The organism is Streptomyces sp. NPDC058145 (genome assembly GCF_042884245.1).
In the GTDB taxonomy this organism is placed as follows: Bacteria; Actinomycetota; Actinomycetes; order Streptomycetales; family Streptomycetaceae; genus Streptomyces.
The window spans coordinates 424,747-449,146 of record NZ_JBHVUH010000006.1; the positions used below are offsets into that span (position 1 = coordinate 424,747).

Annotated in this window: 22 protein-coding genes and 2 tRNA genes; 13 read left to right on the forward strand and 11 right to left on the reverse strand. The window is 70.3% G+C overall.

The features are described from left to right. The 5 genes from ACFVVO_RS16630 to ACFVVO_RS16650 all read right to left on the reverse strand — a co-directional run bounded on the left by ACFVVO_RS16630 (position 1) and on the right by ACFVVO_RS16650 (position 5,404). Positions 1-1,344 carry an LLM class flavin-dependent oxidoreductase gene (locus ACFVVO_RS16630; protein WP_390055511.1) on the reverse strand — a complete coding sequence of 448 codons (1,344 nt, stop codon included), beginning with the start codon at positions 1,342-1,344 and terminating at the stop codon, positions 1-3. Beyond that, positions 1,341-2,075, reverse strand: coding sequence for an ABC transporter ATP-binding protein (locus ACFVVO_RS16635; protein ID WP_390055512.1), 735 nt, complete (start codon positions 2,073-2,075; stop codon positions 1,341-1,343). Before ACFVVO_RS16635 ends, ACFVVO_RS16630 begins: the two co-directional genes overlap by 4 nt. Further along, the gene (locus ACFVVO_RS16640) at positions 2,051-2,899 is read right to left on the reverse strand and encodes an ABC transporter permease (protein ID WP_390055514.1); all 849 of its coding nucleotides are present in this window, start codon (positions 2,897-2,899) and stop codon (positions 2,051-2,053) included. The genes ACFVVO_RS16635 and ACFVVO_RS16640 overlap by 25 nt, the downstream gene beginning before the upstream one ends. Further along, positions 2,896-3,963: an ABC transporter substrate-binding protein gene (locus tag ACFVVO_RS16645; protein WP_390055516.1), complete on the reverse strand. Its 1,068-nt coding sequence runs from the start codon at positions 3,961-3,963 to the stop codon at positions 2,896-2,898. Before ACFVVO_RS16645 ends, ACFVVO_RS16640 begins: the two co-directional genes overlap by 4 nt. 241 nt (positions 3,964-4,204) lie before the next feature. Next, positions 4,205-5,404, reverse strand: coding sequence for an ROK family protein (locus ACFVVO_RS16650; RefSeq protein WP_390055518.1), 1,200 nt, complete (start codon positions 5,402-5,404; stop codon positions 4,205-4,207). A 421-nt stretch (positions 5,405-5,825) separates the two neighbouring features. On the opposite strand from ACFVVO_RS16650, the gene ACFVVO_RS16655 reads away from it, so the two are divergent. Further along, positions 5,826-6,407, forward strand: coding sequence for a biotin transporter BioY (locus tag ACFVVO_RS16655; RefSeq protein ID WP_390055520.1), 582 nt, complete (start codon positions 5,826-5,828; stop codon positions 6,405-6,407). 91 nt (positions 6,408-6,498) lie between these two features. Here ACFVVO_RS16655 and ACFVVO_RS16660 read toward each other — a convergent pair whose 3' ends face one another. After that, positions 6,499-7,923, reverse strand: a complete 1,425-nt coding sequence (locus tag ACFVVO_RS16660; RefSeq protein ID WP_390055522.1) for an amino acid permease — start codon at positions 7,921-7,923, stop codon at positions 6,499-6,501. A 203-nt stretch (positions 7,924-8,126) separates the two neighbouring features. Between ACFVVO_RS16660 and ACFVVO_RS16665 the strand changes: the two genes are divergently transcribed. Together ACFVVO_RS16665 and ACFVVO_RS16670 are read left to right on the forward strand one after the other, a co-directional pair. Next, positions 8,127-8,612, forward strand: coding sequence for a ribose-5-phosphate isomerase (locus ACFVVO_RS16665; protein ID WP_359544545.1), 486 nt, complete (start codon positions 8,127-8,129; stop codon positions 8,610-8,612). Between the two features lie 94 nt (positions 8,613-8,706). Further along, positions 8,707-9,516: an Fpg/Nei family DNA glycosylase gene (locus ACFVVO_RS16670; RefSeq protein ID WP_390055524.1), complete on the forward strand. Its 810-nt coding sequence runs from the start codon at positions 8,707-8,709 to the stop codon at positions 9,514-9,516. A 188-nt stretch (positions 9,517-9,704) separates the two neighbouring features. On the opposite strand, the gene ACFVVO_RS16675 is transcribed toward ACFVVO_RS16670, so the two are convergent. After that, a complete protein-coding gene (locus ACFVVO_RS16675; protein WP_390055526.1) occupies positions 9,705-10,946 on the reverse strand; it encodes a GNAT family N-acetyltransferase in 1,242 nt (413 codons plus the stop codon). A 175-nt stretch (positions 10,947-11,121) separates the two neighbouring features. On the opposite strand from ACFVVO_RS16675, the gene ACFVVO_RS16680 reads away from it, so the two are divergent. Together ACFVVO_RS16680 and ACFVVO_RS16685 are read left to right on the forward strand one after the other, a co-directional pair. After that, a complete protein-coding gene (locus ACFVVO_RS16680) occupies positions 11,122-12,294 on the forward strand; it encodes a PP2C family protein-serine/threonine phosphatase (RefSeq protein WP_390055528.1) in 1,173 nt (390 codons plus the stop codon). A gap of 41 nt (positions 12,295-12,335) precedes the next feature. Next, on the forward strand, positions 12,336-12,803 hold the full coding sequence (locus tag ACFVVO_RS16685; protein ID WP_390055530.1) for an HD domain-containing protein: 468 nt from the start codon (positions 12,336-12,338) through the stop codon (positions 12,801-12,803). Positions 12,804-12,812: 9 nt separating this feature from the next. Here ACFVVO_RS16685 and ACFVVO_RS16690 read toward each other — a convergent pair whose 3' ends face one another. Beyond that, positions 12,813-13,907 (reverse strand): acyltransferase family protein, encoded by a 1,095-nt coding sequence (locus ACFVVO_RS16690; RefSeq protein WP_390055532.1) that lies wholly within the window; start codon positions 13,905-13,907, stop codon positions 12,813-12,815. 533 nt (positions 13,908-14,440) lie between these two features. Here ACFVVO_RS16690 and ACFVVO_RS16695 point away from each other — a divergent pair. Continuing rightward, complete coding sequence (locus ACFVVO_RS16695; RefSeq protein WP_136325240.1) at positions 14,441-14,635, forward strand: hypothetical protein; 195 nt, start codon at positions 14,441-14,443, stop codon at positions 14,633-14,635. A 351-nt stretch (positions 14,636-14,986) separates the two neighbouring features. After that, on the forward strand, positions 14,987-17,119 hold the full coding sequence (locus tag ACFVVO_RS16700; RefSeq protein WP_390055533.1) for a SpoIIE family protein phosphatase: 2,133 nt from the start codon (positions 14,987-14,989) through the stop codon (positions 17,117-17,119). A 244-nt stretch (positions 17,120-17,363) separates the two neighbouring features. Here ACFVVO_RS16700 and ACFVVO_RS16705 read toward each other — a convergent pair whose 3' ends face one another. Next, a complete protein-coding gene (locus ACFVVO_RS16705; RefSeq protein WP_390055534.1) occupies positions 17,364-17,906 on the reverse strand; it encodes a GNAT family N-acetyltransferase in 543 nt (180 codons plus the stop codon). 65 nt (positions 17,907-17,971) lie between these two features. Here ACFVVO_RS16705 and ACFVVO_RS16710 point away from each other — a divergent pair, with 65 nt between their 5' ends. Next, positions 17,972-18,343, forward strand: coding sequence for a hypothetical protein (locus ACFVVO_RS16710; RefSeq protein ID WP_390055535.1), 372 nt, complete (start codon positions 17,972-17,974; stop codon positions 18,341-18,343). Here ACFVVO_RS16710 and ACFVVO_RS16715 read toward each other — a convergent pair. Further along, positions 18,312-18,385: transfer RNA gene (locus tag ACFVVO_RS16715), tRNA-Gly, on the reverse strand. The two genes, ACFVVO_RS16710 and ACFVVO_RS16715, sit on opposite strands and share 32 nt — an antisense overlap. Positions 18,386-18,547: 162 nt before the next feature. On the opposite strand from ACFVVO_RS16715, the gene ACFVVO_RS16720 reads away from it, so the two are divergent. The 5 genes from ACFVVO_RS16720 (at position 18,548) to clpX (ending at position 23,262) form a co-directional block, all read left to right on the forward strand. Next, positions 18,548-18,624 (forward strand) — tRNA-Pro (locus ACFVVO_RS16720). A 179-nt stretch (positions 18,625-18,803) separates the two neighbouring features. Continuing rightward, entirely contained in the window at positions 18,804-20,174 is a 1,371-nt protein-coding gene (gene tig / locus ACFVVO_RS16725; protein ID WP_390055537.1) for a trigger factor, read from the forward strand. A 288-nt stretch (positions 20,175-20,462) separates the two neighbouring features. Continuing rightward, positions 20,463-21,068, forward strand: coding sequence for an ATP-dependent Clp protease proteolytic subunit (locus ACFVVO_RS16730; protein ID WP_199213517.1), 606 nt, complete (start codon positions 20,463-20,465; stop codon positions 21,066-21,068). A gap of 70 nt (positions 21,069-21,138) precedes the next feature. Then, positions 21,139-21,804, forward strand: coding sequence for an ATP-dependent Clp protease proteolytic subunit (locus ACFVVO_RS16735; protein ID WP_390055539.1), 666 nt, complete (start codon positions 21,139-21,141; stop codon positions 21,802-21,804). A 171-nt stretch (positions 21,805-21,975) separates the two neighbouring features. Next, positions 21,976-23,262 (forward strand): ATP-dependent Clp protease ATP-binding subunit ClpX, encoded by a 1,287-nt coding sequence (gene clpX, locus ACFVVO_RS16740; protein ID WP_390055541.1) that lies wholly within the window; start codon positions 21,976-21,978, stop codon positions 23,260-23,262. Positions 23,263-23,337: 75 nt separating this feature from the next. Here clpX and ACFVVO_RS16745 read toward each other — a convergent pair whose 3' ends face one another. Further along, positions 23,338-24,297 carry a hypothetical protein gene (locus ACFVVO_RS16745; RefSeq protein ID WP_390055543.1) on the reverse strand — a complete coding sequence of 320 codons (960 nt, stop codon included), beginning with the start codon at positions 24,295-24,297 and terminating at the stop codon, positions 23,338-23,340. Between the last annotated feature and the right edge of the window lie 103 nt (positions 24,298-24,400).

Here is a 24,400-nt window from a genome sequence, read left to right on the forward strand (position 1 = left end):
TCAGACGGAGGCGGGTGTGAGGTACTGGTTGGCGGGGCGGGGCAGGCCGTAGCGCTCCCGCAGGGTTTGGCGGGGGCGGCCGTCGTACTCCGTGCGCAGCAGGCCGCGCTTGCGCAGGATCGGCACGACGTGCTCGACGAAGGCCTCCAGACCGGAGGGCAGTACGGCGGGCATGATGTTGAAGCCGTCGGCGGCGCCCTGGGTGAACCAGGTCTCTATCTGGCCGGCGACCTGCTCGGGCGTCCCGGCGAAGGTGAGGTGCCCGCGTCCGCCGCCGAGCCGTCCGATGAGCCGGCGTACGGTCAGCCGCTCGCGCCGGGCCAGCTCCACCACGAGGGTGTAGCGGCTCTTGGCGCCCTCGATGGCGGTCTCCGGCGGCAGGTCCTCGGGCAGTCGCCGGTCCAGGTCGAGGGTGCCGGGCTCCAGGTGCAGCAGGTTCTCCAGCCGGGCCCGGCCGTGCTCGGGGACGATGTGGTCCTCCAGCACCTGCTCGCCGGCCCGCGCCTCGGCCTCGGTCGAGCCGAGCACCGGGACGATGCCGGGCAGCACCTTGATGTGCTCGGGGTTCCGGCCCGCCCCGGCCGTACGGGACTTGAGGTCGGCGTAGAAGGCCTGGGCGTCCGCGAGGGTCTGCTGGGCGGTGAACACCGCCTCCGCGTACCGGGCGGCGAAGGCCTTGCCGTCCTCGGAGGAGCCGGCCTGCACCAGCAGCGGGTAGCCCTGCGGGGAACGCGGCACGTTGAGGGCGCCCTCGACGCCGAAGTACGTTCCCTTGTGCCGGGGCGGGTGGATCTTGCCGTCGTCGCCCCAGACGCCGGCCGCCTTGTCGGCGACGATCGCGTCGTCCTCCCAGCTGTCCCAGAGCTTGAGGGACACCTCGAGGAACTCGGCCGCGCGGGCGTACCGCTCGGCGTGCGCGGGTTCGGCGTCCAGACCGAAGTTGCGGGCGGCCTCCCGGCCTGCCGTGGTGACGATGTTCCAGCCGGCCCGGCCGCCGCTGACGATGTCCAGCGAGGCGAACCTGCGGGCCAGGTTGTAGGGGGAGTTGTAGGAGGTGGAGGCGGTGGCGATCAGCCCGATGTGCTCGGTGGCCGTCGCCAGCGCGGTGAGCAGGGTGAGCGGTTCCAGGGCGCCGGCCGGGCGCTGGGCGAGGTTGCTCCACAGCTGCGGGCCGTCGGCGAGGAAGAGCGAGTCGAAGGTGCCGCGCTCGGCGATCCGGGCCAGCCTCACGTAGTGGGCGAGGTCGACGTGCGCGTACGGGTCGCTCTCCGGCAGCCGCCACGACGCCTCGTGGTGGCCGGTGTTCATCAGGAACGCGTTGAGGTGAAGCTGTCTCGTGGTCACTCGTGGTCCTCCGTGACACCGAGCGCGGCCAGCAGCCGCTCGCGGTACTCGCCCAGCACCGGCTCCCGGTAGGAGCGCGGGTGGGGACGGTCGATGGTCAGGTCGAGGCCGATCCGGCCCCGGTCCAGGACGAGGACCCGGTCGGCGAGCACGATCGCCTCGTCCACGTCGTGGGTGACGAGCAGCACCGAGGGCCGGTGCCGCTTCCACAGCTCGCGCAGCAGGTTGTGCATCCGGATCCGGGTCAGCGCGTCCAGCGCCCCGAACGGCTCGTCCGCCAGCAGCAGTTCGGGCTCGCGGACCAGGGAGCGGGCGAGCGCGGCGCGCTGTGCCTCGCCGCCGGACAGCTCGCCCGGCCAGGCCCGCTCGCGGCCGCCGAGTCCCACCTCCGCCAGGGCGGCCCGGCCGCGCTGTTCCGCGTCCTTGCCCTCGGTGCCGAGCAGGACGTTGTCCAGCACTCTGGCCCAGGGCAGCAGCCGGGAGTCCTGGAAGACCACCGACACCCGTTCCGGGGCGCTGAGTTGCCCGTTCCCGGCGACTCCGTGATCGAGTCCGGCGACGGCCCGCAGCAGGGTCGACTTGCCCGAGCCGCTGTGCCCGAGCAGGGCCGTGAACTGGCCGGCGGGCAGATCGAGATCGATGTTGTCGAGGACGGTACGGCCGCCGAACGACCGGGTCAGGCCGCGCAGTCGTACCGCGGGCCGGGTCAGCTGCTCAGTGTGCGGCGCCACGACAGCACCCTCCGTTCGACGAGACGGACCACGCTGTCGGAGATCAGGCCGAAGACGCCGTAGATCAGCAGGCCGACCAGGATGACGTCGCTCTGGCCGTAGTTCTGCGCCTGGAACATCAGGTAGCCGAGGCCGCTGGTGGCGTTGATCTGCTCCAGGACCACCAGGCCCAGCCAGGAGCCGGTGACGCCGAGCCGGAGTCCCACGAAGAATCCGGGCAGCGCCCCGGGGATCACCACCCGCCGGACGAAGGCGAGCCTCGACAGGCCCTGCACCTCGGCGAGTTCGACGAACCGGGTGTCGATGCCGGACAGCGCGGCGTGCGTGTTCAGATAGATGGGGATGTAGACGACGATCGCGATGATGGCGATCTTGAAGGTCTCGCCGATGCCCAGCCAGAGGATGAACAGCGGGATCAGACCCAGGGTCGGGATCGCCCGGTTGAGCTGCACGGTCCCGTCGATCAGCGCTTCCCCGGCCCGGCTGAGCCCGGCGACCAGCGCGAGCAGCACGCCGGCGGTCAGGCCGATCGCGAAGCCGTAGGCGGCCCGCCTGAGCGAGGTGAGCACGTCCGTGGGCAGCGTGCCGTCGGTCCACAGGTGGCCGGCGGTCCTCAGCACCGTCCAGGGCGCCGGTATCGCGCCCGGGTCGAGCGCGCCCGCGGCCGAGGCGACGGCCCACAGGGCGAGGACGGCGAGCGGCCCGGCGAGCCGGGCGGCGGGCAGCCGGCGCCCGGGGGAGAGCCGCCGGCGCCGGCGGACCTGGGGCAGTTCCGGGGCGGCCGGTGCCACCACGGCGGTCGTGGTCGTGGTCACGGCGCTCACCTCCGGTACTCCGCCGGTACGGCCCTGGCAGCGATGGCCTCGAAGCGGTGGTCGAAGAGCGAGGAGACGTCGAACTTCTTCACGAACCCGCCCTCGGCGAGCAGATCGGCCGTCTCCTGCTCCCACCTGATCGCCTCGTCCCAGCTCGGCGGGAACAGCGGCTTGTTGGCGAGCGCGGTGACGGCCTTCGCCTGGTCGAGAGTCAGGTTCTGCGTCTTGACGTAGAACTCCTCGTCCCACACGTCCGGGTGTTCGTACTGCCACACCTGGCCCTTGGCCCAGTGCGGGATGTACGCGGCGACCGCGGCGGCCTTCGCCGGGTCGGCGAGCACGGACCGCGGTGCCCACAGCAGGTTGAGCAGGTCGACGACGTCGGTCTTGATGACACGGGCGCCCCTGCTCCCGTACTGCTTGAGATAGGCGGGTGCCTGGCTGTTGCCGAGCGGGGCCACGTCGACCTGGCCGGACTGCAGGGCGGTCAGGAACTGGTTGCTGGTCAGCGGGACCAGCGTCACCTGGTCGTACTTCAGGCCTGCCTTCTTCAGCGCCCGCAGCAGCACGACGCCCTGGGCCTGGCCCTGCGAGAAGGCGAGCTTCCTGCCGCGGAAGTCCTCGGCCGTGCGGATGTCGCTGCCGGGCTTGGTGGCGAAGAGGTAGTTGGGCTTGCGGGTCACGTTGATCGCCACGATCTTCGCGTCGAAGCCCTGGTAGTGCGCCTGGATCGGCGGGATGCCCGCGTTGTTGGCGAGGTCGAGGGACTTGGCGCGGAAGGCGTTGATGACGTCCGGACCGGCCCCGATGTTCAGCCAGTCGGACACCTCGAACGGCAGCGCGGGCAGCTTGGCCAGCTTGAACTGGAGCTGCTGGGTGTTCTGGTAGGAGGAGATCTTCAGGCTGGTGCCGGCCGGGACCTTGGCGGCGAGGGGGCGGGTGAGGGCGCCCTCGGTGCCGGCGGCGGCGCTGCCGCCCGCGCAGCCGCCGAGACCCGCGACGGCGGCGGACGCGCCGAGCACGGAGGTCAGGAACAGGCGGCGGTCGAGACCGGTGACAGGCGGAGCAGACATGGGAGGACTCCCTGGGTACGCAAAGCGGAAAGGCAGGCCGTAAGGCAGCCGGAATTCCCGGCGGAAAGCCGGAGGAAAAGCTCATGGGAGAGCTTGGGGAAAGAGAACTCACGCAGACGGAAACGCGCGCTTCATGCGCGGCAACATGTCAGCAACAGAGGGTGCGACAGCTCGTGAGCGAGTTCATGACCAGCATGTTCGCCGCCATCGCCGCCCCCTGTCAACATTCCGAGTTTCTGAATTAAATAGCCTCAGGTGAAGCGCCCAGCGGATCCCGGAACAGCACGTCCAGCATCACCGAGCCACCCGCCACCGCGAGTACCGAATCGGGGAAACTCGTCGGCAGCACGGACGCCGCGCGTCGTTTCCCGGCCGCTTCCCGCAGCGCGGTCAGGCAGTCGTCGAAGCGCATCGCACCCACCTCGGTCACCACGACCGTCTCCGGGTTGAGCACGTCCAGCAGCAGCCCGGCCGCCCGGCCCGTCGCCCGCGCCCGCTCCACCAGCAGCCGCCGGGCCACCGCGTCACCAGCCGCCGCCGCGGCCACCACGTGCATGGGATTGCCCGAGTCGGTCACCCCGGCCGCCCGGGCCCGTCGGCACAGCGTCCGCTCGCTCAACTCGGCCTGCAGGCACCCCGTACGGCCGCAGACGCACGGCTCGGTGCCGCCGGGCACCGGAAGGTGGGCGATCGCACCGGCCTGCGAGCGGGGCCCGTGGTGCACCTCGTCGTTGGTGGCGAACGCCGCGTCGACCATGTTGCCGACGAACAGGTGCAGCACGCTCCGGCTGCCCCGGGCCCGCCCGAACAGCCGCTCACCGCTCACCAGCGCCCGCGCGTGCCCGTCGACGTGGACGGGCAGGCCGGTGCGGTCCTCGAGCAGCTCCCGCACCGGCACCTCACGCCAGCCCAGCAGTTCGTGCTCGACGACGGTGCCCGACTCCCGGTCCACCCAGCCGCCGGCGGCGACACCGATCCCCAGCGAGCGGCGGTCCGGCGCCCGCGCGAGCAGCGCCGCGAGCCCGTCAGCGGCGCGGGCCAGCACCCGTTCCGGGTCCGGCCGTTCGTGCTTCAGCTCGTGCCGGGCGACCACCCGGCCGCGCAGATCGAGCAGTGCGACGGTGGTGTACGGCACGGCCACGTGCACCCCGCCGACCACGAACCGCCCGGTGTCGAGGTCGACGGGGACGTGCGGCCGGCCCACGCCGTTCGAGCGGCGCGGCGCGGGCTCCTCGCGGAGCAGCCCGAGTCCGGCCAGCCGGGCGCAGTGCTCGGTCACGGCCGCGGGGGACAGCCCGGTCAGCCGGGCGACGGTGCTGCGCGCCACCGGCCCGTGCTCCAGCACGGACCGCAGCACGACACTGGCGCTCGTGCGCCGCCGGTCGCTGTCGGCGGCACGGGGAACGGGGGAGACAAGGGTGGATGCCGCGGTACGGGGCATGGAGGACCGTCCTCGGGAACGGGGCCGACACGTCTCGGAGGGCGAGGGCGCGCCGGGGTGCGCCCCTACCCCGGACGGCGACAGGTGGCCGTGCCCTGCCGTCGCAGGTCGACATAGCGACGCGACGTGAAGTACCGGGCCTGGGCAACCATGCCGGAAGCGTAGGGCAGGAAGGGGGAATCCGACCAGTCCACTAGGGTTCATTGGCGAGGTTCCACAGTCCCGTCGGCGGCCCCCGAGTGGGCTGCGCATCCCCGCCTCAGTGACCGTTGTCACGCCGTACCGGGTGTAACCGCCACCTTTTGTCGGGAGCCCATAAAGCCCTCGTTCCCCCCTTTGTCGAGCGCTGACGGTGATCACCGCGAGGCCGCCGGGATAGCGTCACGGTGTCCCATCTGCCCTCGCCCCACGCGGAGTCCCCATGAGCACCGCCACCGCAACCGTCCGCCCCGGTGAAGTCCTCGCCGACCTGCTGCCCGCTTCGCGGACCCGCGACATCGCGCTGGTGCTCGGCGGTGCCGTGCTCACCGGCCTCGCGGCCCAGCTCTCGGTGCCCGTGCCCGGCTCCCCGGTGCCGGTGACCGGTCAGACCTTCGCCGCGCTGCTCGTCGGCACCGCCCTCGGCGCCCGCCGCGGCTTCCTCTCCCTCGCCCTGTACGTGCTCGCGGGCGTGGCCGGCCTGCCGTGGTTCGCGGAGGGCGGCTCCGGCGCGGGCGCCGTCTCCTTCGGTTACGTCCTCGGCATGCTGCTCGCCTCCGCCGCCGTCGGCGCCCTGGCCCGTCGCGGCGCCGACCGCTCCCCGCTGCGCATGGCGGGCGCGATGGTCCTCGGGGAGGCGATCATCTACGCGGTCGGCGTGCCGTACCTGGCCCTGGCCGCCCACCTGTCCTTCTCCCAGGCCGTCGCCGCCGGCCTCACCCCGTTCCTGATCGGCGACGCCCTGAAGGCGGCCCTGGCCATGGGCGCTCTGCCCGCCGCCTGGAAGCTCACGGGCAGGCGCTGACACCCCCGCCCCAGCCGGGCGTACGAACGACGAAGGGGAGGGAGTCCCATGGGACTCCCTCCCCTTCGTCATGGCGGTGGGCCGGGTGTGGTCAGCCGACGGACACCTTCTCCGCCGCGTCCTCCACGGCCGGAGCCGGCCGGCGGCCCGCGACCTTCTGCTTGATCAGAGAGGCCGCGATCACGAGGGCGGCCACCAGCAGGGACAGCTCCACGGTCGTCCGGCCGCTGCTCTCACCCTGGGTGTCGGTCAGCATGTAGCAGAAGACGCCCACGATCAGCGCAGCCGTCGCCCAGGTCAGGTACGGGTACAGCCACATCTTCACGACGAGCTTCTCCGGCGCCTCCCGCTGGATGATCCGCCGCATGCGCAGCTGCGAGAAGCAGATCACCAGCCACACGAACAGGGCGACCGCACCACTGGAGTTGACCAGGAAGAGGAAGACCGTGTCCGGGAACTTGTAGTTGAAGAAGACGGCGGCGAAGCCGAAGAGCACGGACACGAGGATCGCGGTCCGCGGCACACCGCGGGACGTGGTCCGCGCGAACGCCTTGGGCGCGTCACCGCGCTGGCCGAGCGAGAACGCCATCCGGGAGGCCGTGTACAGACCCGAGTTCAGGCAGGACAGCACCGACGTCAGCACGATGAAGTTCATGATCTGGCCGGCGTGCGGGATGCCCAGGGAGCCCAGGGCGGCGACGTACGAGCCGTCCTTCTGGATGGCCGGGTCGTCCCACGGCAGCAGGGTGACGACGATCAGGATCGAGCCCAGGTAGAAGACTCCGATACGCCAGATGATGCTGTTGGTGGACTTGGTGACGGCGCGCTGCGGGTCCTCCGACTCGCCGGCCGCCAGGGTCGCGATCTCGCTTCCCATGAAGGAGAAGACGACCAGCAGCACACCCGTGAGGATCGCGCCGGGGCCGTGCGGCAGGAAGCCGCCGTGCGAGGTGAGGTTGGCGAAACTCGCCTTGTCGGTGTGCGCGCCCGGCAGCACGCCGAACACGGCCAGCAGGCCGACGACGATGAACGCGCCGATCGCCACGACCTTGATGCCGGCGAACCAGAACTCGAACTCGCCGTAGGAGCCGACCGAGATCAGGTTGGTCGCGGTCAGGACGGCCATCACGATGAGCGCCCAGCCCCATTGCGGCACGGCCGGGATCCAGCCCTCGAGGATCTTCGCGCCGGCGGTGGCCTCCACGGCCAGCACGACGACCCAGAAGAACCAGTAGAGCCAGCCGATGGAGAAACCGGCCCAGGGTCCCAGCGCACGGTCGGCGTGCGCGGAGAACGAACCGGAGGTGGGGTTGGCGGCGGACATCTCGCCGAGCATGCGCATCACCAGCACCACGAGCGTGCCGACGAGGGCGTACGACAGAAGGATGCCCGGTCCCGCGGTAGCGATACCGGAACTGGAGCCGACGAAGAGGCCGGCTCCGATGACGCCACCGATCGCGATCATCGTCAGGTGGCGGTTTTTCAGTCCTGCTTGAAGGCCCGAACCAGGGGTCATGGACGGATTTCCTTTACGCCAGGTGGAGCTGCCCGCACGAGCGGTGTACGAGCCGGTCCAGTGAATCCGAGGTGAACGGATTCAGGAACCTCTGAATCCAGATTGTTACTTGAGGTTCCCTTGAGGATCTATGGCAGGATTCACATTCCGCCGATGTCACACCCGCGGCTGCTGCCCTGAAACCGGCGTGTCACACTCGTCCCATGCGCGTGTATCTCGGCTCCGACCATGCGGGCTACGAACTCAAGAACCACCTCGTCGACTGGCTCAAGGCGGCGGGGCACGAGCCCGTCGACTGCGGGCCCCACATCTACGACGCCCAGGACGACTACCCGCCCTTCTGCCTGCGCGCGGCCGAGCGGACAGCCGCCGACCCCGACGCGCTCGGCATCGTGATCGGCGGCTCCGGCAACGGAGAGCAGATCGCCGCGAACAAGGTGAAGGGCGTGCGCGCGGCGCTGGCCTGGAGCGAGGAGACGGCCGGGCTCGGCCGCCAGCACAACGACGCCAACGTCGTGGCGGTCGGCGCGCGCATGCACAGCACGGAGGAGGCGACGAAGTTCGTCGAGGTGTTCCTCAACACCCCGTTCTCCGGTGACGAGCGTCACATCCGCCGCATCGACATGCTCGCCGCCTACGAGACGACCGGCGACCTGCCCCCGATCCCGGCCCACCACCCGCAGCAGTAGCGCCCACGAGGGCCCGGACCGGTACCGGGCCCTCGTCGCCTCTCCACCGGCCGGGACGGACCGGCGGGAAGCGGCAGGAAAGGACACCTCAGCCGTGCCAGAAGGGCACACCATCCACCGGCTGGCCCAGGACTACGCCGAGCGCTTCCAGGGCACCACCCCTCGGGTGACCAGCCCCCAGGGCAAGTTCTCCGACGCGGCGGACCTGCTGGACGGTGCCCTTCTGACCGGCACCGAGGCCCACGGCAAGCACCTCTTCCTCCGGTTCCGGGACACGGACTGGGTCCACATCCACCTCGGCCTCTTCGGCAAGGTCGCCTTCGGTCCGGCCCCCGCGCCCCCGCCCACGGACACCGTCCGGCTCCGGCTGGCCGCCGACACCGCGTACGTCGACCTGCGCGGCCCCACCACCTGCGCGCTCATCACCGACGCCGAGAAGCGGGCGGTACACGACCGCCTCGGCCCCGACCCGCTTCGCACGGACGCCGACCCGGGTGCCGCGTACCGCAGGATCTCCCGCAGCCGTACGACCGTCGCCGCGCTGCTGATGGACCAGAAGGTCATCGCCGGTGTCGGCAACGTGTACCGGGCCGAGGTCCTCTTCCGGCACGGCATCGACCCCTACCGCGCGGGCCGGGACCTCACCCCGGCCGAGTGGGAGGCGATCTGGGCCGACCTGGTCGCGCTCATGCGCGAGGGCGTGCGCGACAACCGCATCGACACCGTCCGCCCCGAGCACACCCCCGAGGCCATGGGCCGCCCGCCCCGCGTGGACGACCACGGCGGCGAGGTGTACGTCTACCGCCGGGCCACCCAGCCCTGCCTCATCTGCGGCACCGGCATCCGCACCGCCGGCCTGGCCGCCCGCAACCTCTTCTGGTGCCCCACCTGCCAGAAACCCTGACCGTGGGGAACCGGCGGGCGCAGAGACCGTGGGGGACCGCTCCGGCGTGCGCAGAGACCGTGGGGGACCGCTCCGGCGGGCGCGGAGACCGTGCGGGACCGGCTCGGCGGGCACAGAGGCCGTGCGAGACCGGCCCGGCGGGCACAGAGACGGCGCGGGACCGGCCCTGCCGGATCAGCCCCGCCGCATCAGAAGCCGTGCGGCAGCCACGGCACCACCGGCGAGCCGAACGCCACCGACGCCTCCGCCAGCGCCCCCGGCCGCAGTTCCCGCACCCGGCCGGCCGCCGCCAGCGACAGCAGCGACACCCCGCCCAGGTACGCCGTCCCCAACTCCCGTACGGACAGCTCCAGGTCGGCGGCGTCCCGGGCGCGCTCGCAGGACGCGCCCTTCGCGTCGCCGGTCAGCCGCCAACGCCCCGTGTTCCAGGGGCAGAAGGCGTCCTCCACCTCGAACACGACGTCCACCGGCGCCTGGTAGGTACGGGTCGACAGCGCCGCACCGACCTCGACGAGACGGAGATGGCACGCGTCCCGGAAGCGCGGCCGGCAGCGCCGGATGTCGGAGACCAGGTACTGCCAGGCGTCGTCGACCGGTCGCCCGCGCACGTTCAGGGTCGTCATCAGGTCGATGTCGAACAGGAAGCGCCACAGCGCCGCGTCGGTCGCCGGGTCCAGCGCGGCCAGGTCCTCCAGCGTCACCGTGCCGTCGTGCCCGCTCGGACCCCAGCCGAGCTTGGTGCGGAACCGGGCGAACCCGGTGACCGCGCCGTCCCGCTCGGCCACCACGCACTGCAGCGCCGACGCGCCGTCCCGGTTGCCCGCCGGGTCGACCAGACCGGCCTGCTCCCAGCCCGGCTGCCGGGCCAGCATCCCGGGCCTGCGGGGCACCAGCGCCGCGTACACCGCCTCGCACTCGGCCAGCGCCTGGGCGGGCTGCGCGTACCGCAGCCGTACGTCCCCGGCGCCGGCGACCGGGGCCAGGGCCACCCGGCTCGTGTCGATCTCCGCGTGCAACTGGAAGGTCGCCGCGCCGTACCCGAACCGGCCGTAGATCGCCGGCTCGGAGGCGGTCAGCGCCGCCAGCGGCTCACCGAGCGCGCGCACGTCGTCGAGCTGGCGCCGCATCATCGAGGTCAGCACCCCGCGCCGCCGGTGCGTGGCGGACACGCTCACCATGGTGACGCCCGCGGTGGGCACCTGGGAGCCGCCGGGCACCGTCATCCGGAAGCTGAAGGCCCCGGCCGTCCCCACGAGCGTGTCCCCGTCCCGGGCGGCCAGGGAACGGTCGAACTCGGTGACCGACCGATCCAGTTCGCGTTCCTCCGCGGAGGCCTCACCCCCGCCGAAGGCACGGATCAGGTGATCGAACCACCCGTCCCACTGCTCGGGGCGCAGCACTGTCAGCTCGGTCACACGCTCGGTCGCCATGAGCCATGCCTATCAGCGCGTCCCGGGACGAGCCAGCGAATTTCTCCCAGGCGGCGGCGCGAAGGCGCCGCGTGCCGTTCACTGTGAAGTCGAACCGCGAAGCGGAGCCTCGCACGGGGGACAAGTGGGACCTCCCGTGCCAAGTGGCTGGTCCGATGGATAGGGTCCCGAACTGATGGCAGCAGGACGAGAGCGGCGTTCGAAGGCCGAGACGTTCACGGCCCGGTGGAAGATGCAGTGGCACCGGGTCCGCGTCGGCCTGCGCAGAAGCGCCGTGGACTACTTCCGCGGCGACGGCTCGGACTGGATCGCGCTCGTCGGCCTGCTGCTCACCATTCCCGTCCTCGCGGCCCTGACACTCGGCAACTCGGTGTGGTTCTCGCCGGGCGCGCTGGTGCTGCCCATCGTCGCGGGCGGCCTGCTGCTGCGTCCGGCCAGCCTGCTCGGCCTGTACGCCGCCGCGGCCACCGCGCTGATCGTGGAGTCGGTGCGGCTCGGCCCGTACACCGAGGGGCCCTCGCGGGTCACCCCGGGCGTGGTCCTGGTGGTCGCCGCGTGCGGCGCCTTCGGGTTGCTCACCGCCCAGTTCCGCAGCCGGGTCGGCGTGCCCTGGCGGCGCGGCGGCACCATGCTGTTCGACCTGCGCGAGCGGATCCGGGTGCAGAGCACGCTGCCGAAGCTGCCGCAGGGCTGGCACCACGAGATGGCGCTGCGCCCGGCGGGCGGCCAGTCCTTCTCGGGCGACTTCGTGGTCGCGGCCCGCACCAACGGGGGCCGCACCCTCGAGGTCGTCCTCACGGACGTCTCCGGCAAGGGCATGGACGCCGGATCGCGCGCCCTGCTGCTGTCCGGCGCCTTCGGCGGCCTGCTCGGCTCCCTGCCGCCGCACGCCTTCCTCCCGGCGGCCAACGGCTACCTGCTCCGCCAGGACTGGGACGAGGGCTTCGCCACCTCCATCCACCTGGTCCTGGACCTGGACTCCGGCGACTACGAGCTGTACTCCGCGGGGCACCCGCCGGGCCTCCAGCTCAGCGCGGGCAGCGGCCGCTGGGAGGAGAAGGCCGCCGAGGGACCGCTGCTCGGGGTGTACGACGGCGCCCAGTTCGACTCCACGAAGGGCTCGCTGCGGCCCGGCGACGTGCTCATGCTCTTCACGGACGGCCTGGTGGAGACCTCCGACCGGGACATCGTCGAGGGCATCGACCGCCTCACCGGCGAGGCCGACCGCTATGTCGCCGGCGGCTTCCACGGCGCCGCCTGGCACCTCATCGAGGCGGTCGCCAAGGACGTCAACGACGACCGGGCCCTGCTGCTGATCTGCCGCCAGGCCACGTCGGCTCCCCGCTGACCCGGGTACCGGACGCCCCGCGCACCGGGGACACTGGGGCGATGAACGGGACGCCACTCGGCCCCGACGAGGTCGAGAGCCTCGCGCGGGCCGCGCACGAAGGACAGACCGACAAGGCGGGGCGGCCGTACGCCGAACACCTCGCGGCCGTCGCCGAAGGGGTACGGGCCCGGGGCGGGGACGCCGAACAGATCGCGGCGGCCTGGCTGCACGACGCCGTGGAGGACGGCGCGCTGAGCGAGGAGTGGCTCGAGGGCGCCGCCCTGACGGAGCGCACCAGGGCCGTCGTGCGCGCCGTCACCAAGCGGGCCGGTGAGGAACCCGGGGCGTACGCGCGGCGCATCCTCGCCACCCCGGGCGCGCTGCTGGTGAAGGAGGCCGACCTGGCGCACAACGCCGACCCGGCCCGGCTGGCGGTCCTGGACGAACCGACCCGGAAACGACTGACCGAGAAGTACGCGCGGATGCGGGCACTTCTCGGTCTCGGCCAGGGTGAGGCCGGGTGCTGAGAGGGGAGGCTAGGCGCTGACCTTCTCGCGCTCGCGCTCCTTCTGCTGACGTTCGCGGGCCAGTTCGGCCGCGTCCTGCTTGAACGCCCAGGCCATCTTCGGCTCCATCGCGAACCGGAACGTCCGCCGCACCGGAGCGGTGCACAGCAGCGTGACGACGGTGGCCGCGACGACGGTGACCAGGATCTCGCCGAGCGGGTGGTGCAGCACGGAGTGGTCGAACCAGCCCCGGTAGTCGGCGAACTTCACCAGGAAGCCGTGCAGCAGGTAGCCGTACAGGGTGCCCGCGCCCAGGGCCGTGAACCACATCCTGCGGCGCGGCACCCAGGCGAAGAAGCACGCCGTCAGCAGCAGCGAGCAGCCCATCATCGCGAGCACCATCACCGGGCCGATCCACCACGGCGCGCCCAGCTCCTGCGCGGAGTCACGGTGGTAGAACCACGCCGTGTTCATGCGCGGCACCGCCCACCAGCCGAACGCCAGCGCGACCGCGAACACCGGCACCGAGGCGATCCGCACCCAGCGCCGGCGCACCATGTGGAAGTGCTCGGGCTTCATGCACAGGCCGAGCACGAAGTACGGCAGGAACTGCATCACGCGCTGGAGGTCGAGGTCGTCACCGATGTTCGGGGTGACGCTGGCCAGCATGGCGATGCCGATGGCCACCGGGAGCGGCCAGCGAACCAGCTTCCACACGGGCGTGGTGAGCCGCCAGACGAACAGGGCGACCAGGAACCAGGTCAGATACCAGGGATCGAGGAGACTGATCTCCTCGTTGGAGTGGTCGACGACGTTCTTGAAGAGCGGGTACGCCGTCTCGAAGAGGACGTACGGCACGGCCACACCGGTGATCAGCCGCTTCAGCCGGTCCGGGCGCATGTCGAAACTGCGGGAGAAGAAGCCGGAGATGATGATGAACGCCGGCATGTGGAAGGTGTACACGACCGTGTAGAGGCCTTCCAGGATGCGGCTGTCGCCCTTCAGCGGCTCCCAGGCGTGACCCATCGCGACCAGCACGATGGCCAGGTACTTCGCGTTGTCGAAGAACGAGTCGCGCTCTTTGCCCGGTCTGTCCACCGTCGTCCGCCCCTTCTGCTCGCTCATCGGGGTACGCGGACGAGGCACTCCGTCGGCCGGCGACTGTGCCGGGGGGAGTGGTCTGCGGTTCTGGCCGGGGGACGAGGCGGCTTCAAACATCTCAGGCACCCTAGCGTCGACTGTGGGATTCCGTAAAACCCCGCCTGTTATTCCTGGTTATCACGTTCGGGTACCCCCTGATTTACATAACTTGCCTACCCTGTCCACGTGATGGTGGGCACAGCGGTACCCCCGTTCACCCCTGATGTCCCGATTCATCCTGACTAATTCGGGCATACGTTGCCTCTGTGTCATCAATTCGAATTACCTGCGCACATGATGTGTGGACATGGAAACCAAGCTGCGCAATTCCCTGTGCCGCAGGTGCCGGTGTGCCCGTCGAATTACTGTGCGGGGTCTCTCGGGGGCCGGACCGGCACCCGACGTTGTGTCACGACCCGCATACAAGGGCCGGGTTGGTGGCACGATGGTTCTGGCTGGGTTGCGCGGGGCCGCATCCCAGGGCCGGGAGAGCGGACCGACCGAAGGTGTGATCAGTTGTGGCCATTTCACTGTCCGTGGTGCTGCTGTTGGCGATCATCCTTGTGGTGCTGATCCGAGGGGGGAGCATCAAGGCCGGCCCGGCCATCGTCGCCGTCCTCTTCGGCTTCTTCCTCGCCTCGACGGGCATGGCGCCGTCGATCAACCGCTTCATGAACTCGATAGCGGAGACGATCAACCAGATCAGCTTCTGACCCCCGCCCCACCCGGCCGTGACGATCGGGGGCGGGCGAGGAGTCGATCAGGGCTCGATTGGTCCACTGCCGTCCGACGGCAGTGGACGTATTGTCCGTATATGGGTGACGTCAGGTACGGCCGGTCCGGTATCGGGCTCCCGGGACCGCCCTCTCGTCGCTGCCGGTGCCGACGCTGTCCGACGCCACTGGCAGATGCACGCTGGACACAGCTGCTGCGCGGGACGGTACCTGCCGATCAGAACCCATGGGGCGCTCGACGCGATCCCGGGTCACAGCCCGGACAATGGCGTCCAGCAACGGCGGACAGAAAGACGGGTCGCCGGTTGGCGCTTCACGGGGAGGTGAAGCGTGTGCGACACAGCCGCTGACGCTCGCTCCCCGGGGTCCGGCCCTGGCGTACTGGAACCTGTCCTCGGCCGGTGCGCGCGGGAGACCGGTGCCTACGCCGGCGGGGTCTACGTACTGTCCCCGGACGGGCAGGTACTGCAGCTCGCGGTGCTGAGCGGAATCTCCAAACGAATCGCTGCGCCCTGGGCACGAGTCCCACTGCCCGCCGCGACCCCAGTGAGTGATGCGGTGCGGCAGCGAGGTTTGGTATGGATCGGCAGCCAGGAGGAGCTGGCGCGCCGCTACCCGCAGCTGGCACTTGTCCTGCCGCATCCCTTCGCCATGGCCGCCGCTCCGATCGGCACCGATTCGTGGGCGTGGGGCGGCCTGGTGCTGCACTGGTCCAGCGCGCACCCTCCCACGCTGAGCCCTCATGAGCGTCGGGTGATCAGCGACACCTGCCGCAGCCTGCGCCCGATCCTCCAGGAGGCCGCCGAGAGCGGCCACGTACTGACCGGGCCCGAGCCACGAATCCTGCCCGCCCCGCGCAACCGCACCGCCGGCCCGGCCGAAGCCCAGGCCGCTGTCGACTTCACCGAGCGCCTACCCAGCGGCTGCTGCGCGCTCGACACGGACGGCCGGATCACCTTCCTCACCACCGCCGCGGCAGAGCTCCTCGGCGTAGACATCGCCGACCTGCTGGGTGCCCGCCCCTGGGAGGCGCTCGCGTGGCTGGACAACCCGGTCGCCGAGGACCGCTACCGGGCGGCGGTGCTCAGTCACCGGCCGACGTCATTCACCGCCCGGCGCCCCCCGGACCAGTGGCTGCAGTTCCACCTGTATCCGGACGCGTCCGGCATCAGCGCGCGCATCGTGCCCGCTTCCGCGTCGGATGCCGTGCCACCTCCGCAGCTCCTGCACCCCGCACCCGCCACCGACCCCGGCCGGGCCACCGCCCTGTATCAGCTGATGCACCTGGCTGCCACGCTCACCGAAGCGGTCGGCGTGCAGGACGTCGTCGCAAGTGTTGCCGACCAGGTGCTACCCGCCTTCGGCGGTCAGGCCCTCGCTCTGATGGCCGCTGAGGAAGGCAGGCTGCGGATCATCGGATACGACGGCTGCTCCGCGGAACTCATGGACCGTTTCGACGCGGTCCCGCTCACCTCGGACGCCCCTGCGGTGCACGTCTTGACGACGGGTGTCCCGAGCTTCTTCGGCACCTTCGCCGACCTCGCACGGGCCTACCCGCCCGCCGTCCTGCAGGACGCGATGGCCGCCTGGGCGTTCCTGCCGCTGATCGTCTCCGGCCGCCCGGTCGGCTCGCTGGTCCTCGCCTTCGACCGGCCGCGCACCTTCCCCTCCGAGGAGCGCTCCGTCCTCACCGCGACCGCCGGACTGATCGCACAGGCACTGGACCGCGCCCGTCTCTACGACGCCAAACAGCAGCTCGCCCACGACCTCCAGGCCAGCCTCCTGCCGCGCACGCTGCCTTGCATACCCGGCCTCGACGTGGCCGCCCGCTACCTTCCCGCCGGCTACGGCATAGAGGTCGGGGGCGACTTCTACGACCTCATCCGCCTCGGCAAGACGGCGGCCGTCGCGGCCATCGGTGACGTCCAGGGACACAACGTGAAGGCCGCCACTCTCATGGGTCAGGTCCGCACCGCCGTCCACGCCGGTGCCGGCGCCCCGCCCGGCGAGGTCCTGGCCGGGGCGAACCGTCTACTCACCGACCTTGATGCGGGCCTGTTCACCAGCTGCCTCTACGTCGCCCTCGACCTCGCCCGCCATCGGGCCTGTATGGCCACCGCAGGGCACCTCCCGCCGATCCTGCGTCACCCGGACGGCCACACCGAGATTCTTCAGCCGCAGCCCGGGCTCCTTCTCGGCATCGACCCCGCCGCCGACTACCCCACGACGGAGCTACCGCTGCCACCCGGCGCCGTGCTCGCCCTGTACACCGACGGACTGGTCGAAGCAGCGGGTACGGACATCGAGGACGCGATCACCGCCCTCGCCGACCGGCTCGCACACACCCGCGACCAGTCCATGGACGCCCTGGCCGACAGTCTGATCATCCGTGCTCAGCGATCCGCACCCCGCAGCGACGACGTCGCCCTGCTCCTGATCAGCCCGCATCAAACCCTCACCTGACGCAGTGGGTGGCAAAAGACCCCCGGTCCCAGTGGACCGGGGGTCTTCTCGTATGTGGGGCCAACAGGACTTGGACCTGTGGCCTCATCCTTGTCAGGTCGATCACGCGAGGCCGCCGACGCGGGCTACCCCTGCCTGTACCTGGCCTTGCTGTGCGCCGAGGGCCGGCCTCGACCGCCGTTGTTCGTCCCTGTTGGTGTCAGCCATTGATGTCCCCCCATGACAGCCTGGTGGAGACAGAGGGTCACGGGCGGTTGAGACCCCACGTCTGCAGGGCGTAGGGCCGCCCCTTCTCCTCACCCGTGATCAGTGGCACGTCGAGCAGTCCGAAGCCCGCCTTGGTGGCCACGGCGACGCTGGCAGCGTTCTCGGCCTCCAGCTCCAGGATCACCTGCCTCGCGCCCAGGTGCTCGAAGGCGTACGCGGCCATCACCCGCACCGCCCGCGCCGCCAGCCCCTGGCCGCGGTGCGCTGGGCCGATCGCGTAGCCGAGTTCCGTGCTCTCGGAGGCGCGGCGCAGCATCACCTCACCGAGCGGCGCGCCGCCGTCGACGGTGATGGCGAGCAGGATCGTCGTGCCGTCCGCCCGCAGCTGCCGGTCCCGGTCCAACCGTGCGCGGGCGGCCGCTTCGTCGAAGGGGGAGACCATCGGTGTCCAGTACGCGATGTCGGGGTGGTCGAACAGCTCCGGCATCGCGACCAGGTCCGCCTCCGTCCAGTCGCGGAGGACGAGACCCTCCCCCGAGAGCTCGATCCGCTCGGGAAAGGACGACGTGGTGCTGCTCATGGTGCGGACCTCCCGGGCCTGTTCAGGACGAGGCAGGATATCCGCGGGCAGGCAATGGCCGACCAATGTTTTCCGGGCTCGGGGACTTCTGCGCCCTGCGCTGGGGCGAGTTGGTGGCACTGCGCCGGCGGGACGTCGACCTGGAGGCGGGCAGGATCCGGGTGCGCGGCTCGGTGTCCGAACTGAACAGCGGCAAGCGGATTTACAAGGCGCCCAAGAGCGAGGCGGGCAAGTGGTCCGTGGCCATTCCGCGCTCGATCCTGCCGCTTGTCGCCGCACACACCGGCAACACGCTCGCGTCCCAGGCCGGAGGGGCACGCGGGGTACATGCAGGGCTGAACAGCTCGGAAAACGGTCGAAGGCCCAGGGGCAGTGAATTTACTGCCTACCTGGGCCTTCGCCGTGTGGAGCGGGCGACGGGAATCGAACCCGCGTAGCTAGTTTGGAAGACTAGGGCTCTACCATTGAGCTACGCCCGCGACAACGTGCCACCGGTCTGCGACCGTGGCACTGCAGAGCATCGTAGCGGGTCGCCCGCCGCGGAGGCCAACGTGTTGGACTGCGGCGATGTCGTATGCGCGGCGCAGGTGAAACCGGCCGACGGAATCGGCCGGGGCATGTACCCTACGTGTCGCACCAGACGGGGTGTGGCGCAGCTTGGTAGCGCGTCCGCTTTGGGAGCGGAAGGCCGTGGGTTCAAATCCCGCCACCCCGACCACCGGCTCACGGCATCCTGATGATCGCCTTTTGGGGCGCTGACCGGCTGCGGTTACTATGCAAGCTGCGCGCCCGTGTGTCCCGGCCCACTCGGCCTACGAACTCCTCCGGGCGGCGAAATCCGCCGGACCAGTCCGGCTCCGGCAGAAACCAAGAAGTCAGCCCCAAGGAGACCGAACCGTGAAGAGCGCCGTGGAGACCCTGAACCCGACCCGGGTTCGGCTCACTGTCGAGGTGCCCTTCGAGGAGCTCAAGGACAGCCTCGACGCGGCGTACAAGAAGATCAACCAGCAGGTCACGGTGAAGGGCTTCCGTAAGGGCAAGATCCCGGCCCGCGTCATCGACCAGCGGTTCGGCCGCGGTGCGGTGCTGGAAGAGGCCGTCAACGACGCGCTTCCGAAGTTCTACACCGAGGCGGTCAACGAGGCCGAGCTCAGCCCGCTGGGCCAGCCCGAGGTCGACATCACCGACCTGAAGGACGGCGAGACGCTGAACTTCACCGCCGAGGTCGACGTCCGCCCGGCCCTGGAGATCCCGGACTACTCCGGCATCGAGGTCGAGGTCGACGCCGTCGAGGTCACCGACGAGGACCTCGAGAAGTCCGTCGAGCAGCTCCGCGAGCGCTTCGCCTCCACCTCCCCGGTGGAGCGCGCCGCCGAGGACGGCGACGTCGTCACCATCGACCTGCAGGCCAAGGTCGACGGCGAGGTCCTCGAGGACGGCATCGCCGACGGTGTCTCGTACACCATCGGCTCCGGCGAGCTGCTGGACGGCATCGACGACGCCGTCAAGGGCCTGTCCGCCGGCGAGGAGGGCACCTTCACCTCCGAGCTGAAGGGCGGCTCCGCCGCGGGCAAGGAGGCCGAGGTCACCGTCAAGGTCACCCAGGTCGCCGCCCGTGAACTGCCCGAGCTGGACGACGAGTTCGCGCAGCTCGCCTCCGAGTTCGACACCCTGGACGAGCTGAAGGCCGACAGCCGCAAGCGCCTGGCCAACATGAAGCAGTACGACCAGGCCACCCAGGCCCAGGAGCGCGTCCTGGAGAAGCTCCTCGAGCTGGTCGAGGTCCCGGTCCCCGAGAAGCTGCTCGAGGACGAGATCAACACCCGCAAGCACAACCTGGAGCACCACCAGCTCGGCCAGATGGGCCTGGACCTCGACAAGTACCTGGAGATCCAGGGCAAGACCGCCGAGGAGTTCGAGGCCGAGACCCGCGACGCCGCGGTCAAGGGCATCAAGACCCAGTTCGTCCTCGACGAGCTGGTCAAGAAGGAGAACCTCAACGTCAACCAGGAGGAGCTCACCGAGCACCTCATGCGGCGTGCGGCCTCCTCCGGCATGTCCCCCGACCAGTTCGCCCAGGCAGTCGTCGAGGGCGGCCAGGTTCCGCTCCTGGTCGGCGAGGTCGCCCGCGGCAAGGCCCTGGCCGTCGTGGTCGAGGCCGCCACGGTGAAGGACACCAACGGCGAGGTCGTCGACCTGGACGACGAGGAGGAGGAGACCGAGGCCGCCGAGGCGTCGGAGACCTCCGAGGAGAACGCCGAGGGCTGAGCGCCCCCACGGCGCCTCTGAAGCGCGTAGGACGGGCCCCCGGGGAGTGTGCTTCCCCGGGGGCCCGCGCCGTTCGGCCCCCGGATCCGCGCCCGGCCCCGCGGCGCGGCCGCTACGCCCCCGGCGAACACTGTCATCTCCGGGATTCCCCGAGGGGACCTGAGCGTTAGGGTCCTTGAATACGGGGGCAGGGGAGTCTCCTGAAACCCCCAGTCAAGCCTCCGGCAGGACGACGTGAGACGGCCCGGCGCCGTCGTAAGACGAGCAGGTGGATACGTGACGAATCTGATGCCCTCCGCCGCCGGCGAGCCTTCCATCGGTGGTGGCCTCGGCGACCAGGTCTACAACCGGCTGCTCAACGAGCGGATCATCTTCCTCGGTCAGCAGGTCGACGACGACATCGCCAACAAGATCACCGCACAGCTGCTGCTCCTCGCCGCGGACCCCGACAAGGACATCTACCTCTACATCAACAGCCCCGGCGGCTCGGTGACGGCCGGCATGGCGATCTACGACACCATGCAGTTCATCCCGAACGACGTGGTCACGATCGGCATGGGCATGGCGGCCTCGATGGGCCAGTTCCTGCTCACCGGCGGCACCGCGGGCAAGCGCTTCGCCCTGCCGCACACGGACATCATGATGCACCAGGGCTCCGCGGGCCTGGGCGGTACGGTCTCGGACATCAAGATCCAGGCCCAGTACCTGCTGCGCACCAAGAAGACGATGACCGAGCTGACCGCGCTCCACTCCGGCCAGTCGGTCGAGACGATCCTCCGCGACGCCGACCGCGACCGCTGGTTCACCCCGGAAGAGGCCAAGGAGTACGGTCTCATCGACGAGATCATCAGGAACGCCTCGGGTGTTCCGGGAGGCGGCGGCACCGGTGCCTGACCGGCCCGGCCACGCCACACACCGCCGAGACACCAGCCCCCCGAACGCCACCAGGACGGTGAACACCCTCATGAGCAACTTCCCCGGCGCCGCCAGCGGCATGTACGAAGGGCCCCGGCCCGACAACCGCTATGTCATCCCGCGCTTCGTCGAGCGCACCTCCCAGGGCGTCCGCGAGTACGACCCGTACGCGAAGCTCTTCGAGGAGCGCGTGATCTTCCTGGGCGTCCAGATCGACGACGCCTCCGCCAACGACGTCATGGCGCAGCTCCTGTGCCTGGAGTCGATGGACCCCGACCGGGACATCTCGATCTACATCAACAGCCCCGGTGGCGACATGACGGCCCTCACGGCCATCTACGACACCATGCAGTTCGTGAAGCCGGACATCCAGACGGTGTGCATGGGCCAGGCCGCCTCCGCCGCGGCCATCCTGCTCGCCGCCGGCACCCCGGGCAAGCGCATGGCGCTGCCGAACTCGCGCGTGCTGATCCACCAGCCGGCCGGCTCCACCGGCCGCGGCCAGCTCTCCGACCTGGAGATCATCGCCAACGAGTTCACCCGGATGCGTGAGCAGCTGGAGAACATGCTGGCCAAGCACTCCAACCGGCCGCTCGAGCAGGTCCGCGAGGACATCGAGCGCGACAAGATCCTCACGGCCGAGGAAGCGCTCGAGTACGGCATCGTCGACCAGATCATCTCCACCCGGAAGATGAACAACGAATCGGTCCGCTGACCCGAGGCGGCGTACGCTCAGGCCCCCTTGGCAGGATTCACGTCAAAGTGAACCCTGCCAAGGGGGACCCGAACACGGGGCCCGGCAAGGTACCGTCGGACATAAGGCAGCACCAGGAGCCGCTGGATTCGAAAGCGTCCAGTCGTCTCCCAGGCGAAGGGGAAGCACACCGTGGCACGCATCGGTGACGGCGGCGATCTGCTCAAGTGCTCGTTCTGCGGCAAGAGCCAGAAGCAGGTCAAGAAGCTCATCGCAGGGCCCGGTGTGTACATCTGCGACGAGTGCATCGATCTCTGCAACGAGATCATCGAGGAGGAGCTCGCGGAGACCAGCGAGGTGCGCTGGGAGGAGCTGCCCAAGCCCCGCGAGATCTACGAGTTCCTCGAGGGCTACGTGGTCGGCCAGGAGGCCGCCAAGAAGGCCCTCTCGGTCGCGGTGTACAACCACTACAAGCGGGTCCAGGCGGGCGAGAGCGGCGGCGCCCAGAGCCGTGACGACGCCATCGAGCTGGCGAAGTCCAACATCCTCCTGCTCGGCCCCACCGGCTCGGGCAAGACGCTCCTCGCGCAGACCCTGGCCCGCATGCTGAACGTCCCCTTCGCGATCGCCGACGCGACGGCGCTGACCGAGGCGGGCTACGTCGGCGAGGACGTGGAGAACATCCTCCTCAAGCTGATCCAGGCGGCCGACTACGACGTCAAGAAGGCCGAGACCGGGATCATCTACATCGACGAGATCGACAAGGTGGCCCGCAAGAGCGAGAACCCGTCGATCACCCGCGACGTCTCCGGCGAGGGCGTCCAGCAGGCCCTGCTGAAGATCCTCGAGGGCACCACGGCCTCGGTCCCGCCGCAGGGCGGCCGCAAGCACCCGCACCAGGAGTTCATCCAGATCGACACGACGAACGTCCTGTTCATCGTGGGCGGTGCCTTCGCCGGCCTGGAGAAGATCATCGAATCCCGGGCGGGCGCCAAGGGCATCGGCTTCGGCGCCACCATCCACTCCAAGCGCGAGCTGGAGGCCAAGGACCAGTTCGAGGACGTCATGCCCGAGGACCTGGTCAAGTTCGGCATGATCCCCGAGTTCATCGGCCGCCTGCCGGTGATCACCTCGGTGCACAACCTGGACCGCGAGGCCCTGCTCCAGATCCTGGTCGAGCCCCGCAACGCCCTGGTCAAGCAGTACCAGCGCCTCTTCGAACTCGACGGCGTGGAGCTGGACTTCGAGCGCGAGGCCCTGGAGGCCATCGCCGACCAGGCCATCCTCCGCCAGACCGGCGCCCGCGGCCTGCGCGCCATCATGGAGGAGGTCCTCATGTCGGTGATGTACGAGGTCCCGTCCCGCAAGGACGTCGCCCGAGTCGTCATCACGGCCGACGTCGTCCACTCCAACGTCAACCCGACCCTGATCCCGCGGGACGCCCGCGGCCGGGGAACGGGCGAGCAGAAGACGGCGTAGCCGCCACGGCAGGACATACGAAGGGGCCCCGGTCGGGTGACCGGGGCCCCTTCGTATGTCCTGCCGTGGCACGCGTCAGGCCGGGACGCGAACCTCCTTGCGGAACTTGGCGGTCAGCTCCGCGGCACCCGCGAGGTCGGCACCCTTGCCCGCCATCGCGTCGGCCATTTCAAGGCTGATGATGGCGCCCATCGTGCTGTGGTCGCCCCAGATGCAGACCGGCATGCTGACGGCGCTGGGCCCGCCGGACGAGGAACCGGTGGACGAGTCGCTCTTGTACTTGATCTCCTGGCACTTGAGGATCGCGCCGTCCAGCCCGCTGGGCGAGAAGGACTGCGGGCTGCCGACGACCTCGCTCTCTTTCCCGTCCTTCGTGGCGCTCTTCTTCATCTCGGCGAACATGCCGTCGACGACGGCTTCGGGGTCCTCGATGTCGCCGTACACGCCCATGAAGTTGATGACTTTGCCGGCGAGCGGGTTGCTCTTGTCTCCGGACTGGTAGCCGGCGTGCACGTCCTTGGCGTTCTTCACGCCGTGCTTCTCGGCGTCCTTGACGTCGTTCTCGTCGAAGCCGCCGCTGTCCTGGGCGGCGGACTTCTTGTACTCGCCCAGCACCGTCGCCGGCGTCGTCAGCTTGTGGGGGCCGTCGTCCGCGACGTCCGAGCCGCCGCTGCCGCCCAGCACGAAGTACGCGCCCACCGCGATCGCCGCGACGACGGCCACCGCGCCGATGATCAGGCCCGTCTTCTTCTTGCCGCCGCCCGGGGCCGGCGGCTGCGGGACGCCGTAGGGCTGCTGGGGGTAGGCGCCCGGCTGCTGGCCGTACGGGTTGGGCTGCTGCGGCACACCGCCCTGCTGCGGGTAGCCGTACCCGGGCTGCGGCGCGGCCGGGGGAGTCTGCTGGGGGTAGCCGTAGCCGGGCTGGGGCGCCTGCGGCTGCTGGCCGTAGGGACCCGGCTGGCCGTAGGGACCAGGCTGCCCCGGCTGGCCGTAGGGCGGCTGCTGGCCGTACGGGCCCGGCTGGTTGTGGCTCATTTCTGGGCTCCCCCTCAGATGCTTATGTGTCCCTGACATCCTGGCCCAGGCGCCGGGGGCACACGGCACCGGGGGCCGCACCGTTACAGAACAAACGCGTTTC

Bases quoted from the DNA above. Each gene is read 5' to 3' on its own strand.
- ACFVVO_RS16645 (WP_390055516.1), bottom strand. From the start codon at position 3,963: ATGTCTGCTCCGCCTGTCACCGGTCTCGACCGCCGCCTGTTCCTGACC.
- ACFVVO_RS16650 (WP_390055518.1), bottom strand. From the start codon at position 5,404: ATGCCCCGTACCGCGGCATCCACCCTTGTCTCCCCCGTTCCCCGTGCC.
- ACFVVO_RS16655 (WP_390055520.1), top strand. From the start codon at position 5,826: ATGAGCACCGCCACCGCAACCGTCCGCCCCGGTGAAGTCCTCGCCGAC.
- ACFVVO_RS16660 (WP_390055522.1), bottom strand. From the start codon at position 7,923: ATGACCCCTGGTTCGGGCCTTCAAGCAGGACTGAAAAACCGCCACCTG.
- ACFVVO_RS16665 (WP_359544545.1), top strand. From the start codon at position 8,127: ATGCGCGTGTATCTCGGCTCCGACCATGCGGGCTACGAACTCAAGAAC.
- ACFVVO_RS16675 (WP_390055526.1), bottom strand. From the start codon at position 10,946: ATGGCGACCGAGCGTGTGACCGAGCTGACAGTGCTGCGCCCCGAGCAG.
- ACFVVO_RS16680 (WP_390055528.1), top strand. From the start codon at position 11,122: ATGGCAGCAGGACGAGAGCGGCGTTCGAAGGCCGAGACGTTCACGGCC.
- ACFVVO_RS16685 (WP_390055530.1), top strand. From the start codon at position 12,336: ATGAACGGGACGCCACTCGGCCCCGACGAGGTCGAGAGCCTCGCGCGG.
- ACFVVO_RS16690 (WP_390055532.1), bottom strand. From the start codon at position 13,907: ATGAGCGAGCAGAAGGGGCGGACGACGGTGGACAGACCGGGCAAAGAG.
- ACFVVO_RS16705 (WP_390055534.1), bottom strand. From the start codon at position 17,906: ATGAGCAGCACCACGTCGTCCTTTCCCGAGCGGATCGAGCTCTCGGGG.
- ACFVVO_RS16710 (WP_390055535.1), top strand. From the start codon at position 17,972: ATGTTTTCCGGGCTCGGGGACTTCTGCGCCCTGCGCTGGGGCGAGTTG.
- ACFVVO_RS16730 (WP_199213517.1), top strand. From the start codon at position 20,463: ATGCCCTCCGCCGCCGGCGAGCCTTCCATCGGTGGTGGCCTCGGCGAC.
- ACFVVO_RS16735 (WP_390055539.1), top strand. From the start codon at position 21,139: ATGAGCAACTTCCCCGGCGCCGCCAGCGGCATGTACGAAGGGCCCCGG.
- ACFVVO_RS16745 (WP_390055543.1), bottom strand. From the start codon at position 24,297: ATGAGCCACAACCAGCCGGGCCCGTACGGCCAGCAGCCGCCCTACGGC.